The sequence below is a fragment of the Paraburkholderia lacunae genome, assembly GCF_003353175.1.
Classification (GTDB): domain Bacteria; phylum Pseudomonadota; class Gammaproteobacteria; order Burkholderiales; family Burkholderiaceae; genus Paraburkholderia; species Paraburkholderia lacunae.
Window position 1 is genome coordinate 228,112 of sequence record NZ_QHKS01000010.1, and the last position, 15,103, is coordinate 243,214.

The following is a 15,103-nucleotide window of genomic DNA, read 5'->3' on the forward strand; positions in this document are numbered from 1 at the left end:
GGGTTTTTATCCTGGGTCTGCCGCCGGCAAGGCCGCACTACTCCATGCGGCCAGCGCGTCGCGCACGGCTCGAATCACGCTGTCCCAATCGCCCAGGGCCGGCTGCCGGAACAGGGTCGCGCACGGATACCACGGCGTATCCGTGCGCTCGAGCATCCAGCGCCAGCACGTGTCGAAGCGATTCAGAATCCATACCGGCTTGTCCAGCGCACCGGCCAGATGCGCGGTGGACGTATCCACCGAAATCACCAGGTCGAGGTTCGCCACCAATGCCGCGGTATCGGCGAAATCATCGAGTTCCGCGGTGTAGTCGAAGACGCGGTGAGCCGATTCGTCGGCGGGCAGTTGCTGCGCCGCCGAACCTTTTTGCAGACTGAAGAACCGCACGTTCGGCACGTCGAGAATCGGTGCGAGCCGCTCGAACGTAATCGAGCGGCGCGCGTCGTTCTTGCGAAGTTCGGCGATATGCGGCCGATTTCCGCCGGCCCAGACGAGCCCGACTTTCAGGCGGCCGTCCGCGTGTGCTTCGATACGGTCATGCCACAAGCGGGCGGCCTCGCCGTCGGCGAACAGGTAGGGTGTCTTCGACGGAATGCTCGCGATGCCGGTTCTGAATGCGAGCGGCAAACTCAGCAACGGGCAGTGACAATCGAACGGCGGCAGCGCCTGTCCGGCTTCGACCCATTGATCCACGCCGTCGAGTGTGGACATGAGCCGCATCAATTCGGGCGGCACTTCGAGCACGACTTTGGCCCCGAGCTTCGACACCAGCGCGGCATAGCGGCAAAACTGCAGCGTGTCGCCCAGGCCCTGCTCCGCGTGCAGGAGAATGGTTTTGCCGTCGAGTGAAAAATCGCCCAGCCAGAGGGGTTCGGCAAAGCGGCGCCTGCTTTGCTTGATCCGGCTGCGTTCCCAACGCCACTCGTACTTCTGCCACCCCGCTTCGAGCCGCCCCAGTTGCAGCAGACACAGCGCTTCGTTCCAATGCGTCTCGGCGGAAGCGGGATTCAACGCCAGCGCGCGCTCGTAGCTGAGCAACGCCTGCGCGTGCTCGTTGAGATCGATCTGAGTCAGGCCGAGATTGTTCCAGGCGTCGGCCAACGCGGGCGCGAGTTCGAGCGCGCGCCGATAGCTGCGTTGCGCCTCTTCCGGCTGGTTCAGATCGCTGAGCGCATTGCCGCGATTGCTCCAGGCGTCGGGATAATTCGGCTGCAAGGCGAGCGCGCGATCGCAGCTTGCCAACGCATCGGCCGGACGGCCCAGATCGCGCAGCACGCAAGCGCGATTATTCCAGGCTTGCGCGAAATCCGGCATCAAGGCGAGCGCGCGATCAAAGCTGCCGAGCGCCTGCGCGGGCCGATTCAGACCCGCCTGCGCGTTGCCGCGATTGTTCAACGCGTCGGGAAACCTGGCCTGAAGCGCCAGCGCGCGATCGGCGCTCGCGAGGCCTTCGTCGAAACGCTGCAACGCGTTGAGCGCATAGGCGAGATTCGAATGGATCGGCGCCTGTTTCGCATCGATGCCGATGGCTTTCCTGAGCAGCTCGATGCCCTCTTGCAGCCGGCCCGCTTGCAGGGCGAGCGCGCCCAGCAGTTGCAGCGCGCCGACATGGCGTGGCTTGAGTTCGAGAATCTCGCGATAGAGTTCTTCGGCCTCGGCGAATGCGCCGTTCTGCTGAAGCGCGACGGCTTGCCGAAGCATGTTGTCCAACTGTTGCGGCAGATTGGCAGGCTTGCTCATGGGTGAGCTTTTATCGAATGCGTGTGGGATCGGAAGACAGCTTTCGAATTGCTGAACCGCGCAAAACGCTGCGCAACCCTGACTCGAAAGAATGACGCCGATTATCGCCGAAAAGAACGCATTCGAACGGCCGCAACTACGCGACTTGAATCACCGCGCACGCAACGGGCGATGGTAGTAGCGCGCGTCACGCCGCCGCGTGACGCGCTTCAGGCATTACTGCGCTGCTGCGTGCAGATGCTTGCGTTTAGCGAGTTCCTGAGCCATGGCGTAGTGTTCCTGGACGGTCGGGAGCCCCTTTTTCGCTACGTCCTTCAATTGTTCGTCGCGACCCGACGCGATTTCCGCCTGAAATGCCGAGATTGCTTTTTGCTCGCCGGCGAGCGCGACCTGCTCGATGTAGGTCTTGTCGAATTCGGCGCCGCGCAGGTTGTTGATGCTCGCGAGCAGCGCGGTGTCCGGATCGTTCTTCGGCACGTCGACGCCGCGCGGGCTGGCGGCGCGCAGTGCCTCCGACAGTTTGGCGTTGTCGTTCGACACGCGTTCGGCAAATGCCTTGACTTCCCTATCGGTGGAGCGCGACGTGGCGATGCGCGCGGCATCGCGCTGCGTGGAGACGGCCCGGGTTGCATCCGCGATGAACGCCTGATCGGCGCCATGCAGACGACCGGCTTCCGGCGTTGCGGCCGACGGCGCAGCTGGCGAAGTTTGAGCGCTGGCGGCCGTAGCGACAACCAGAAGGCTGGCCATGCAGGCGCTGGTGATGGCGAGAGGCAAGCGAATCATACGTTCTCCTTGTAATGGAAGCGAAAGAGCACCGATGCGCGGTGCATGGCTACCGGCTTGCAGTTGACTTGCTGGCGAGTAGCGATGCCGCGATCGATCGCTTTGCATTCTAGGAGCCGCTTTACGTGGTGTGTGCAACGGTGCTGTCGTTTCTGTAACCTTAGGTAACGGTTTATTTTTTGGATTTTTTTCGGGTTTTTTTGCCTTGCAAAGCGTGTATTTGGGTGCCCCGCCTTATCGCAACCTTATCGCAGCCTTATCGCAGCCTTATCGCAGCCTTATCGCAGCCGCATCGCGGATTCGCGTTCCAGTCTTTGCAGCAGCACGGCAACGAAGGCCTCCGTCGCCGGCGACAGCGTTCGTCCGCGCTTTCTGATTAGCGCGATCGGTCGCACGAAGGCCGGTTCGTCGATCGGTCGGGCCACCAGGTTCGGCTCCGCCAGCACTTCGCGCGCGGAGCCCGGCAGTATCGTCACGCCGAGGCCGCCGCGCACCATCGCCACCGCCGTCATCATGTAGGTGGGCTCGCAACTCACCTCGGGCGTGCAGTGAGCGTTCGCCAGCGCGGCATCGACGACCGCGCGCACGCTCGTGCCGCGCGCCGTCAACACGAGCGGCACGCTGACGAGATCCTTCAACGTGATGCGGCGCTTGCGTGCCAGCGGATGATCCTGTGGACAGACCACGACCAACCGGTCTTCCCCGACGTGCAGCACCTCGAGCGCCGAATCGGATAGTTCGCCGCCAGTCAAGCCAACGTCGACCTCTTCGTTGCGCACCAGCGTGTTCACCATGCCCGCCACCACGTCGCGAATATGAAATCTCACGCGCGGGAAATCGTGTTTGAACGCGCGAATCAGATCGGGCAGCAGGCTCGCCGCAAACGACGGCAAGCACGCAACGCGGACCGTCCCCGTCGAACCGTCGCCGAGCGCGCGGGCGTCGAGCAACACATGCTCCATGTCGTAGAGCGATTTTTGCAGCACCGGCAGCAGCTCGCGTCCTGTCGGCGTCAACGCTACGTTGCGGCTATTGCGATCGAACAGCCGTGCGCCGACCGTCTCCTCGAGGCGGCGGATTTGCACCGTCAACGCAGGCTGCGACAGATGCAACTGCGCCGCCGCGCGCGTGAAGTTGCCTGTCTGCGCCACAGCGATGAACGCCCGGATATCGCGAAGATTCAGATCCATTACATTCCGTGATTGCTGCGATCAAATCATTTCAATTGCTTTATTGTCACCGCGAAACTACGCTGGAACGCACTAAAAAACAAGTTCGGAGACAAGCAGATGCTGCCATTGCTGGGGCTCGCCACCATCGCCGTCCTGCTCGGGGCGATCCTTTCAAAACGCATGTCGCCGCTGGTCGCGCTGATCATCGTGCCGATCGCCGCGTCGCTGATCGGCGGCTTCGGCTTGCAAACGAGCAAATTCGTCATCGACGGACTCAAGAGCCTCGCGCCGGTAGTCGGCATGTTCGTGTTCGCGATCCTCTATTTCGGCACGATCACCGATGCCGGCACACTCGATCCCATCATCGATCGCATTCTTCGCGCGGTCGGCACGAAACCGACGCGGATCGTCGTGGGCACCACGCTGCTCGCCCTGCTGATTCACCTGGACGGCTCCGGCGCGGTCTGTTTTCTGGTGACGGTGCCTGCGATGCTGCCGCTCTATGACCGCCTGAACATGGATCGGCGCGTGCTGGCCGCGGCGGTATCGATGGCGGCGGGCATCAACTTTCTGCCGTGGACAGGACCGATGATCCGTGCGTCGGCATCGCTTCATCTACCCATTTCCGCGCTGTTCAATCCGCTGATTCCAGTTCAGATCGCCGGCCTCGTGTTCGTCTTCGGCGTCGCGTTCTGGCTCGGCCGGCGTGAAGAAAAGCGCCTCGGCCTGTCCGCCGCCGACGGCGCCATCCCGATGCCCAAACGTGAACTCACGCAGGAAGAACAGGCGCTGCGCCGCCCGCAAAACTTCTGGTTCAACATTGTGCTGACGTTGATCGTGCTGGGCACGATGGTCGTGATGGGCGAGAAAATCCCGCCGGCGATCATGTTCATGGTCGGTTTGTGCATTGCGTTGATGGTGAACTATCCGAACGTGGAGCTGCAGCGCAAGCGGATCGATGCGCACGCGCGCGCCGCGCTGATGATGGCGGGCATTCTTCTCGCGGCAGGCGTATTCACCGGCATCATGCAGGGCAGCGGCATGCTCAAGGCGATGGTGCAGGCGGCTGTCGGCTTCGTGCCGCCCGCCATGGCCGGCCACATCCCGGTCGCGCTCGGCCTCGTTGCGATGCCGCTCAGCATGCTGTTCGATCCCGACTCGTTCTATTTCGGCGTGCTGCCGGTCATCGCCGAAGTGGCCGCGCAGCTCGGTGTGCCGGCGGTGCATGTCGGTCAGGCGGCGCTGCTCGGCCAGATGACGACGGGCTTTCCGGTCAGTCCGCTGACGCCCGCTACGTTCCTCGTGGTCGGCTTATGCGGCATCGATCTCGCGGACCACCAGAAATTTACATTCCCGCTTCTGTTCGGCGCATCGATCGTGATGACGATCGCGTGTGTCGTGCTGGGCGTTTTTCCTCTATGAGCGCATTCACGGGCGATACCAGCATGGCAGCAACTTCACACGCGCGCGTGGTCCGGCTTGGCGCGGGCGCCGGCTATTCAGGCGACCGCATCGAACCCGCGGTCGAACTGGCGGAACATGGCGCACTCGATTACCTCGTATTCGAGTGCCTGGCCGAGCGGACCATCGCGATCGCCCAGCAGGCGCGGCGCAAAGATCCTGAGCTTGGCTATGACCCGCTGCTGACGGCACGGATGAACGCTGTCTTGCCCATCGCCGTACGCAATGGCGTGCGGATCGTCTCGAACATGGGCGCCGCCAATCCGCGCGCCGCTGCGCGCGAAACGGCGCGAATCGCACAGGCGCTCGGCATCACCGGCTTGAAGATCGCCGCGGTCACGGGAGACGACGTGCTCGACGTCGTGCGACAAGGCGATTTCCATTTCGAGGAATCGGGCGAAAGCGTCGCGTCCTTTCATGACCGCCTCGTTTCGGCAAACGCCTATCTCGGCGCCGCGCCGATCGCGGAAGCGCTGGCGGCCGGCGCAGACATCATATTGACGGGCCGGGTCGCCGATCCGTCGCTCTTCACCGCGCCGCTGATTCACGAATTCGGCTGGAACATGGACGATTGGGCGACGCTGGGACAGGCGACCGTCGTCGGCCATCTACTCGAGTGCGCGGGACAGGTGACGGGCGGATACTTCGCCGATCCGGGCTTCAGGAATGTGCCGAACCTTGCGCGCCTCGGCTTTCCGATCGGCGAGGTCAGTGCCGATGGTTCCGTCTCCATCACGAAGGTGCCGCATGCGGGCGGCTGCGTCACCGAGGCGACCTGCAAGGAACAATTGCTCTACGAGATTCACGATCCGCAACGCTATCTGCAACCGGATGTGGTCGCCGACTTTACGCAGGTTCGCGTGATCGAGGAAGCGCATGACCGCGTGCGTGTCACCGGCGGCCGCGGCACGCCGCGCACGGATACGCTGAAGGTATCGGTTGCATATGTCGACGGATTTATCGGCGAAGGGCAAATTTCTTACGGCGGTCCGGGCGCGGTCGAACGGGCGCGGCTCGCACTCGATATCGTTCGGGAAAGGCTCGAACTGAGCGGCGTCGAAACGCGCGAATTGCGTTTCGACCTGATCGGCCTGAATGCCTTGCACGGCGAAAAGGCGGGCGCGCGCGGCGCCGAGCCGTATGAGGTGCGCGCTCGCGTGGTCGCGCGCACAGCCTCGGCCGAGCACGCCGAGCAGATCGGCAACGAGGTCGAGACGCTTTATACCAATGGCCCCGCAGGCGGTGGCGGCGCGACGAAAGCAACCCGCGAGGTGCTCGCCGTGCAGTCGATTCTGTTGCCGAGGACGCACGTCAGCCCGTCATTCGAATGGGTGGAGGCTTGAGATGAAACTGCGGGACCTCGCCCATTCGCGAACCGGCGACAAAGGCAATACGCTGAACGTTTCGGTGATTTGCTACGACGCGCGGCATTATGAGCATCTGCGGCAGCAAGTCAGCGCCGAACGCGTGAAAGCCCATCTGGCTGACGTCGTGCAAGGTCCGGTGACGCGTTTTGAATTGCCCAACCTCGGCGCGTTCAATTTCGTGCTGACGCAAGCGCTAGGCGGCGGCGTCACGCGCTCGCTCGCCCTCGATGCGCACGGCAAGTCTTTGAGTTCCGCGTTGCTGGATCTGGAGATCGACGCACCGTCATCGTAAGTATGCAGGCACAACAAACGGGAGCCGCCGCCCGGATTCACGCAAAAAACCTGGCTGGCCCATTCGACGGGTAACGAGGTTTCTGTGCAGCGCCGCGATGTTGTGCGAACATCCGGAAACCTCACTGCGGCACCGGAGTTGGCAATGACTGACCACGACACGCTGCATCCGTTACGTCCCTTCCTGAAGAATTACGTGTGGGAGCATGGCCGGGTCGGGACGCGCTATCTCGACTGCGTCGATGGCGAAATCAAGTTCGACGACGGCAAGAAGTCGCGTTTCGCCGCCGAGAAATACGTCTACGTGGCGCTCGGCAAAGACGCCGCTGACGATCCGCAGGCCGAGGGCCCCGCCATTCAGGAAGCCGGGCTCGCCCGCTTCCTGCGCGCCGCCCAGTTCGGCAAACCGGAAGAAGCGGGTTCGGCGGCCGAGGTGCAACGCGCGGTGCACGATTGCGTCGAGCTTGGCATCTTTAGCGCCTATCAGTTCGATGCCCAGCAGGCGATGGCACGCTACGCACAGGAAGCGATGTTCGACGATGAAATCCGCGCTGCCGTCGTCGCCGATATCCGGCGTGTGTATGTCGGCATGCGTGAACAACTCGCGCTTTATGACTTCACCGTGCTGCACGGCTTGCCCACGCCACTGCTCTTTAGCGAAACACCGTTTATCGATTGGCGGGTGCGCGCGAGCCCGGCTTTGCCGCTCGTCTCGCTTCCGCTTGGGCCTTACTCCCTGCTGGTCGGCACGCCGTCCGGAAGAACGAGCCGTGTCGCGCCGGTGGCGTGGAAAACCGCGGTCTCGATGGGCTCGTTGAAGGATCACAACCGGCATATGGTCGAGCGGGCGCGCTTGTGGCTCGTCGCCATCAGCGACGATCAGCTCGTTGCCGTGCAGAGCCGCTTCAAGCCGGCCGACCCGGGGGGCGCAAAGCCCGCTTGACGATGACGCACACGAAGCGTTAGGCAACGCTCGTACACGTGCCGTTACTGCGGACGCGGTTCAAGCGCGAGCGTGATCGAAAGATGTCCCGTTTCGATGCCCATCGTGTTGCGCATCGGCGGTGTGCGGTATGCATCGAGGGGGGCGCGTTGCTGCGCTCCGGCGGCATCGGCAAGCTTCGCAAAGAGACGCGCAAGGCGATCGAGCGCAAACGCCGGCGTCGGCAGATTGCAGCCGTCGGTCGCCCATTGCACGGCATCGTCTGCCAGATCGCATACGTCGGCAACCGTATGCTTCACGCGAGCCTGCAACGGATGTTCGGGCAGGTGATAGTCCTTCAGCGCCGCGCCGATGGCCTGCGCGCCGGCCAGCATGCCCGCGTGCTTGCCCGAGCAATTGCTGCACACCGCGCCCGGTTTGAAGTCGCGCTTCAGCCAGTCGACATAAATGGCATCGGACAAAGGAGGATGGCCGCCGCAACGCAAATCCGCCTCGCTGACCTGCGCCTTCTCCAGCATCTGCCGGGTGCGTTCGATATGGCGCGGCTCGCTGCTGTGAGAAGCGCACATCAGCGCGAGGTCGGCTTCGTTGAAACCAAACCGCTCGAGCGCCCCGGTTTCGATCACGGCCAACGCCTGCGCAGGCTTCGCCACGGAGCGCACCAGCGTCAAGCGCGACGGATCGCCGAACGAATACAGCAGGCGGCCGTCGGCCTGAACTACCGCAACATGAGCGATGTGCGTGTTCTCGATCACGCCGCCACGATAGACTGCGGCCGCGATCGGCCCGGTTTCGCGTTGACTCATGCTTGTGCTCCTCCCGTTTTTTCGATCGCGATGCATTCGCTAGGTAGCGTCGTCAAGCGAGCGATTCTACGTTTGTCTTTCGCGCAAGCCAAATCCGCGCCGCGCGACGCGCCTAACCTCTCATCACGCCGTGTCGTGAATATGCCCGACGAGGTAATCGATCAACGCCGCCACCTGTGTGCGTGACCAAACGCGTGATGCGCGATTCGTCGTTGCCGCCTTTGTCGGTGACCGCGGCTCAGTCGGGCGTGGTCGCCGCCGGCGGTGCGGCGCTGGCGTGGCTATTTGCGCAGCAACCCTGGAGCGGAGGTAAAGGAGCCGAGGTAAAGGAGCCGAGGTAAAGGAGCCGAGGTAAAGGAGCCGAGGTAAAGGAGCAATACGCATGATAATGACGATCGAGTGACGTAGACACCATCCTAGCGGATCGAAGCCCGCGTCAAATCATGCGCGCGACGCTTTCCGCAGTTGCGCGAGCTCCGCCTCGAGCGCTTCGATGCGCCGGTCGCGTTCGTCCAACGCAGCGGCCACGTCCGCTGCGTCGAAACGCTGCGGAATATGCTGCGGGCAGTTCACGTCCCATGCGCTCACCGTCATCACGATCGTGCGTTCGCCGCGCGCTTTGTACCCTTGCGGCATCAGCTTTGCCAGCAGCGCGGGATCGTCTTCGACCACGCGCGCCTCGCCCCAGACCTTGATGCGCTGCTGGTGTGCGTAGTCGATCAGAAACAGGTACGCCTTCGGATTGTCCGCGAGATTGCCCTGCGTAATGTATTGGCGGTTGCCGGCGAAATCGGCGAACGCAATCGTGCGGTCGTCGAGCACATGCAGGAAACCCGCGGGGCCGCCGCGATGCTGAATGTAGGGTTGCCCTTCGTCGTTCGCGGTGGCGAAGAACACGCTCGTCTGGCGTTCGATGAATCTCGCGACATCCGGCGTAATGCGGGTCTGCCAGCCGCGTTCGGTTTCCATGCGCGCATAGGCGGCACGCGAGCCGTGCCGCGTCTGGAACGCCTTCACAGTGGGCGTGAACGCGATGTCGCTCGAATACGGATGTGGGCGAATCATTGAACGGCTCCTTTTTCGCGGATGCCTCAGCAGGTGGCACGTCCAACGTTACAGGCTTCCATGTTCAACGAGAACCCGGCGATATCGGGAACCAGTCTTTCAAAAACTGAGAACATGGGCATGGCGCCTGGCCAGTTGCGCGCCCCACCACCCTGCCGTCACGGCGGATTCGAACTAGCCCGGTTGATTCGACATTCAGATTAAAAAATGAATTGACCTCGCTCACGCGACCCGGCATTTCGTCCGGCATACGCAGTTGCACGAGCGATAACCGCACCACTACGCTGTTGGTTTCCGTTGCATCGGACCAAAGTCCAATTGTCCATGCATCGCACCGTTTGTAGCTTGAATGACGTGATACTTGCGTTCGAATGAAACCTGTGCCGCGCGGATACGGACCGTCCGTTTCAGTTGGGTCAACGCCGAAAATAAGGCCACACGCCGCTCAGGCTGATCGCTGCGCGCCTCGTTCGCCATGCACATAAGACTTGTCTTAATTCAAGATAATTAATCCATCCGGAGTCCTATTCTGAGAATGCGTCTCAAATTCTAAAATCCAGATTACCCAATGGAATAATTAATTGGGTTGTGCCTTTTATTTTTATTCAAGGCAATTTAAATGGAGCGTGCGGCGTTTGCCGTCGCTTTTGTCCTGTCATTTCGCTGGAAACCAACCAAGTGAAAAAAATCACTCGTCTCGTCATGGCCGGCGCCGTCGCCGTCGCCTGTTCGTCCGCCTTCGCGGATTCGTTCGACATCAAGGTCAGCGGCGTCATCAAGCCGGCCGCCTGTACGCCGACGCTGGCCGGTGGCGGCACGTTCGACTACGGCAACATCGGCACGGCGGCCCTCAATCCGACCGCGCTCACGTTGCTCGACGTCAAGTCCGATACGCTCACGATCACCTGTGACGCCGTCGCACGCGTCGCGCTGAAGGGCGCGGACAATCGCGCCGGAACCGGCGCGTTCACCAGCACCGTCGCGTTCTTTGGCCTGAACGTTGATGCCAACTTGCAGTACGGTCTCGGCACCGCATCGGGCAAGAACATCGGTTCCTATGCGTTCCGCTTCAAGCCGGGCACGTTCACTGCGGACGGCACGAAGGTCGACTCGATTTACTCGACCAACGCCGGCAGTAGCTGGACGTCGTCATCCGGCTTCCTGGCGTCGAACGGTTCGCAGATCCAATCCTGGGCCAAGACCGGCCTGACGGTTCCCGTCGCGGCGAAGGTCTTCACCGGCACGCTGGAACTGCAAGCCGCGATCGACAAGACCTCCAACCTCGACATGAGCAAAGAAATCGACCTCGACGGTCTCGCTACCGTGTCGCTCGTCTACCTGTAACCCGGAAGCCACCCGCGTCTATTCATGCAGCGAGGCGCGCTCCCTCCAGGGGCGTGCCTGTTCGTGCCGCGACGTGTGCCGCGTCAACTCATACATCTCATATGCAATTCAATCTTCCGAAATGCCTCATGGCCGGCGCCATCGCCGTCGCCTGTTCGTCCGCCTTCGCGGATTCGTTCGACATCAAGGTCAGCGGCGTCATCAAGCCGGCCGCCTGTACGCCGACGCTCGCCGGTGGCGGCACGTTCGACTACGGCAACATCGGCACGGCGGCCCTCAATCCGACCGCGCTCACGTTGCTCGACGTCAAGTCCGATACGCTCACGATCACCTGTGACGCCGTCGCACGCGTCGCGCTGAAGGGCGCGGACAATCGCGCCGGGACCGGCGCGTTCACCAGCGCCGTCGGGTTCTTTGGCCTGAACGTTGGTGCCAACTGGCAGTACGGTCTCGGCACCGCATCGGGCAAGAACATCGGTTCCTATGCGTTCCGCTTCAAGCCGGGCACGTTCACTGCGGACGGCGCGAAGGTCGACTCGATTGACTCGGCCAACGCCGGCAGTAGCTGGACGTCATCATCCGGCTTCCTGGCGTCGAACGGTTCGTGGATCGGATCCTGGGCCAAGACCGGCCTGACGGTTCCCGTCGCGGCGAAGGTCTTCACCGGCACGCTGGAGCTGCAAGCCGCGATCGACAAAACCTCCAACCTCGACATGAGCAAGCAAATCGACCTCGACGGTCTCGCTAGCGTGTCGCTCGTCTACCTGTAACGTCTGTTCGTTCGGCAGGCGCGAATCACCGGGCCGCCCCAGGGCGGCAGCCCGGTGCGCTTGCCGGACCTTCCCATCCATACCTGCCCGATCGGCGCGAGCGCGCCGACGAATCCGCGTTCGCGCGCCTGATCTCATGAAAAACCCGTCGATTCGCAAGCTTGCAACACTCCTTACGGCCCTCATCGCCTGCCTGCTCGGTGCGGGCGCCTCGCACGCGATGGGCGTCGTGCCCGAAACATCGGTCATCATCGTCAACGAAGCGGACGGCGAAGGTTCGATCACCGTCAAGAACACCGACAGCACGCCCACGCTGCTCTATACGACGATCCGCCACATTCCCGAGGACCAGGCCGACCTGCTCGTCGCGACCCCACCGATCGCCCGCGTCGAGCCGGGGGCGTCGCAACTGGTTCGCTTCGTGCTCGACACCAACGAGCCGCTCAAGGCGCAGCGTCTGAGCCGCGTGATCTTCGAAGGCATCCCGCCGAAGCGGCCCAGCAAGAACGAGATCCAGACGGTCATCCAGCAGAACCTGCCCGTCATCGTCAGCCCTCGCGACCTCGCACGCAACGATGAGCCGTGGAAGCTGCTCAAGTGGTCGAGCCAGGACGGCGAGCTGATCCTGCGCAATGACAGCCGCTATGTCGTGCGACTCGAACAGAAGGTTCAACTGCTGCCGCAGCAACAGATCGTCGTGCTGCCGAAGCCCTACGTGCTGCCGGGCGACTCGATCAAGGTCGCGCTCGAGTCGCCCGTCGACGCGCAGCAGGTACGGATCTTCCCGGCTACGGTCTACGGCTATTCCGTCGAGCATTACGATGCCCCCCTCGGCGCTACGGCCGACGGTATCGCGGAGCACTGATAATGGCCAACGGGTCGAGCGTCTCGACACGCGATCTCGGGCGATATACGCGAAGGGGCACGATGTGCCTCCTGATGTGCCTTCTGTCGTTCGCGCTGAGTACCCGCGCCGCTTTTTCCAGCATCGCGCCAGCGCCGGCTGATCCGCATCCCGGCACACAAGCCGATTCGATCGAGTTTGATGCCGGAGCGTTATCCAAGCTTGGTATCGATACGAGCCTCGCTCGCCGCTTCGCGGATGCGCCGCGCTTCTTGCCCGGCGTGGTGCCGGTTCAAATCAGCGTCAACGGCCGGAAGAAAGGCCGCGCGGACGCGCGCTTCGACGACAACGGCCGGCTATGCGTGTCGCCGGCGCTGCTGCGCGCGGCCGGCCTCGTCGTGCCGCCGGCATTGCGCGACGACACGCCTTGCTATGACTATCGCAGTGCGTTTGCGCAGGCGGTCGTCACGTTGCATCCGGAGAAAGCCGCGATCGACTTCGTCGTGCCGACCGACGCGCTCGCCACGGCAACGCGCCGCGCCACCGACTACGCGACGGGCGGCGTCGCCGGACTCCTCAACTACGACCTGCTGTCGATGTCCGCCCGCAATCCGGGCGGCACGTCGCAGTACTGGCAAGCCGCGACCGAGCTTGGCGTCAACGCCAGCGGCTGGATCGTGCGCAGCCGCCAGATCGCCACGTCCCAGGACGGCCGCACGCGATTCGATCATCAGTCCGCGTACGCGCAACGAACGTTCGCAGCGCACGAGACCGTGTTGCAGGCCGGCCAGATCAACCCGCAGTCGACGCCGTTTGCGATCGGCTCGCTGTACGGCGTCCAGTTATTTCCCGAAGAAGCGCTCGTCGCGCCGCCGGAGTCCGGCGCCGTCGTCAGCGGGATCGCGCGCACGCAGGCGCGCATAGAAGTACGCCAGCTCGGCGCGCTGATCTACTCGTCGCAGTTGCCGCCGGGACCGTTCGCGCTGCGCGCGCTGCCGCTCGTCAGCGGTAACGCGGACCTCGACGTCACGATCGTCGAAGAGGATGGCGACAGGCAGCACTTCGTCGTGCCGGCGGCGTCGTTCAACCGGAGCGGATTCGGCGCCGTGCAAGGCTTGTCGTTTGCGGCGGGCCGCCTGGAGGGCGCCGGTGACGGGCAGACGCCCTGGCTTGCGACCGTTAGCCGGGGCTGGCAGTTCGGCCAGCGCGTCAACGTCAGTGCGGGCCTGCTGGCGTCGGCACCTTACCAGGCAGGCGCCGTGAGCGCCGAGTTCGCGCCGCTGCTCGGCATCCAGGCGGCCACCCGGCTTTGGCTCGCGCGCGCAACAGGAGGCGCGACGGGCGCACAGGCCGCCGTCTCGTTGAATAGCGCGTGGGAGGGCAACTTCAATTTCTACGCGTCAGTCAATCAGCGTACCGCCGGATACCGGGATCTTGCCGATGCCATACAGGAGGACGGCCAGGCCGCGCCGTCCTTTCGCACCCAATACTCGGCCGGCGTGAACTGGAACACCAGCGTACTCGGCTATTTCACGCTCGGCTACACACGCACCGAACAGTTCGGCGCGTCGAACATGCAACGCGTCACTGGCGCCTGGACCCGCGCGTTCAAGCGCGCTGCAGTGTCGCTGAACCTGGCCAAAAGCATCGGTGGCGGCACGCCCGGCGGCGATCAGCTCTACCTGAGCGTCAACGTGCCGCTCGGCAAGCGCAGCGTCACGACTTACGCGAACCTGTCCGATGGCGCCGCGCGCTTCGGCTCCCGCTATGCCGACCAGTTCGGCCGAACCGGACGCTACAGTGTCGCTGCCGACTACGACAACGCGCGTCGCACCGCATCGGCGCGCGCCACGCTGAGCGCCGTTCCGCGCTATACCCAAGTGGGTGTCACGGCGAGCACCTACGGTGCTGCCAGTTCGTCGTTCACGGCGAACCTGCGCGGCGGAGTCGTCGGTTACGGCGGCGGTGTCGTGTTGTCGCCTTACGAGGTGAGGGACACGTTCGGCGTGGCGACCATCGGCAAACAGCCCGACATCGAACTGTCGACGCCGTCGGGACCGGTGTGGACCGACCCGCGCGGCCACGCCGTGCTGGCCTCGCTGCCCGCGTATTCGAGTGCCCGGATCATGATCAACACGAAAACACTGCCGCGCAACGTCGATCTGAAGAACAGCGTGCAGGAGGTCGACGTCGCGCGCGGCTCGGTGAGCCAGCTCGACTTCTCGGTGCAACAGACGCGACGCGTGCTGTTGACTGCAAGACTCGCGAACGGCGAACCGCTGCCGAAACTGACCACGGTCATCGACAGCGGCGACCAATTCGTCGCGGTCGCCGGAGAGGACGGCAGGCTTATTCTCGAAGGGGCGGCGCTTTCCTCGTCGCTGCGGGCGGAGCTGCCGGACGGGACGGTTTGCCGCCTGACCTACACGCTGACGGACACGCCGTCGAAGCAGGCGAGGTTCTATGAGCGCGCCGACGCGCAGTGCGTGGCGTGATCGCCTACGGTCCCCGGTC

12 protein-coding genes and 2 pseudogenes are annotated in these 15,103 nt (G+C 63.5%); 8 read left to right on the forward strand and 6 right to left on the reverse strand.

Features of this window, described 5'->3' with window-relative positions:
• Window positions 1-6 precede the first annotated feature (6 nt).
• From DLM46_RS17500 to DLM46_RS17510, 3 genes are all read right to left on the reverse strand, one after another.
• Complete coding sequence (locus DLM46_RS17500) at window positions 7-1,740, reverse strand: tetratricopeptide repeat protein (protein ID WP_115101987.1); 1,734 nt, start codon at window positions 1,738-1,740, stop codon at window positions 7-9.
• Between the two features lie 216 nt (window positions 1,741-1,956).
• A complete protein-coding gene (locus DLM46_RS17505; RefSeq protein ID WP_115101988.1) occupies window positions 1,957-2,526 on the reverse strand; it encodes a DUF4142 domain-containing protein in 570 nt (189 codons plus the stop codon).
• Between the two features lie 278 nt (window positions 2,527-2,804).
• Window positions 2,805-3,716 carry a LysR family transcriptional regulator gene (locus DLM46_RS17510; RefSeq protein WP_115101989.1) on the reverse strand — a complete coding sequence of 304 codons (912 nt, stop codon included), beginning with the start codon at window positions 3,714-3,716 and terminating at the stop codon, window positions 2,805-2,807.
• A gap of 99 nt (window positions 3,717-3,815) precedes the next feature.
• On the opposite strand from DLM46_RS17510, the gene DLM46_RS17515 reads away from it, so the two are divergent.
• The 4 genes from DLM46_RS17515 (at window position 3,816) to DLM46_RS17530 (ending at window position 7,760) form a co-directional block, all read left to right on the forward strand.
• Window positions 3,816-5,120 carry a CitMHS family transporter gene (locus DLM46_RS17515; protein ID WP_115102092.1) on the forward strand — a complete coding sequence of 435 codons (1,305 nt, stop codon included), beginning with the start codon at window positions 3,816-3,818 and terminating at the stop codon, window positions 5,118-5,120.
• Window positions 5,121-5,143: 23 nt separating this feature from the next.
• The gene (locus DLM46_RS17520; protein ID WP_115102094.1) at window positions 5,144-6,502 is read left to right on the forward strand and encodes an acyclic terpene utilization AtuA family protein; all 1,359 of its coding nucleotides are present in this window, start codon (window positions 5,144-5,146) and stop codon (window positions 6,500-6,502) included.
• 1 nt (window position 6,503) lies between these two features.
• Window positions 6,504-6,818: an AtuA-related protein gene (locus DLM46_RS17525; RefSeq protein WP_115101990.1), complete on the forward strand. Its 315-nt coding sequence runs from the start codon at window positions 6,504-6,506 to the stop codon at window positions 6,816-6,818.
• A gap of 144 nt (window positions 6,819-6,962) precedes the next feature.
• A complete protein-coding gene (locus DLM46_RS17530; RefSeq protein ID WP_115101991.1) occupies window positions 6,963-7,760 on the forward strand; it encodes a hypothetical protein in 798 nt (265 codons plus the stop codon).
• Window positions 7,761-7,915: 155 nt separating this feature from the next.
• Here DLM46_RS17530 and DLM46_RS17535 read toward each other — a convergent pair.
• From DLM46_RS17535 to DLM46_RS41275, 3 genes and pseudogenes are all read right to left on the reverse strand, one after another.
• Window positions 7,916-8,566, reverse strand: a pseudogene (locus tag DLM46_RS17535) (asparaginase); the annotation flags it as partial.
• 441 nt (window positions 8,567-9,007) lie between these two features.
• Entirely contained in the window at window positions 9,008-9,631 is a 624-nt protein-coding gene (locus DLM46_RS17545) for a pyridoxamine 5'-phosphate oxidase family protein (RefSeq protein ID WP_115101993.1), read from the reverse strand.
• Between the two features lie 129 nt (window positions 9,632-9,760).
• Window positions 9,761-9,932: pseudogene (locus DLM46_RS41275) on the reverse strand (MFS transporter); the annotation flags it as partial.
• A gap of 377 nt (window positions 9,933-10,309) precedes the next feature.
• On the opposite strand from DLM46_RS41275, the gene DLM46_RS17560 reads away from it, so the two are divergent.
• From DLM46_RS17560 to DLM46_RS17575, 4 genes are all read left to right on the forward strand, one after another.
• Window positions 10,310-10,975, forward strand: a complete 666-nt coding sequence (locus DLM46_RS17560; protein ID WP_244306271.1) for a DUF1120 domain-containing protein — start codon at window positions 10,310-10,312, stop codon at window positions 10,973-10,975.
• Window positions 10,976-11,103: 128 nt separating this feature from the next.
• The gene (locus tag DLM46_RS17565) at window positions 11,104-11,745 is read left to right on the forward strand and encodes a DUF1120 domain-containing protein (RefSeq protein WP_244306272.1); all 642 of its coding nucleotides are present in this window, start codon (window positions 11,104-11,106) and stop codon (window positions 11,743-11,745) included.
• Between the two features lie 136 nt (window positions 11,746-11,881).
• Window positions 11,882-12,610, forward strand: a complete 729-nt coding sequence (locus DLM46_RS17570) for a fimbria/pilus chaperone family protein (RefSeq protein WP_115101996.1) — start codon at window positions 11,882-11,884, stop codon at window positions 12,608-12,610.
• 62 nt (window positions 12,611-12,672) lie between these two features.
• Window positions 12,673-15,084, forward strand: coding sequence for a fimbria/pilus outer membrane usher protein (locus DLM46_RS17575; RefSeq protein ID WP_165848001.1), 2,412 nt, complete (start codon window positions 12,673-12,675; stop codon window positions 15,082-15,084).
• Window positions 15,085-15,103: the final 19 nt, after the last annotated feature.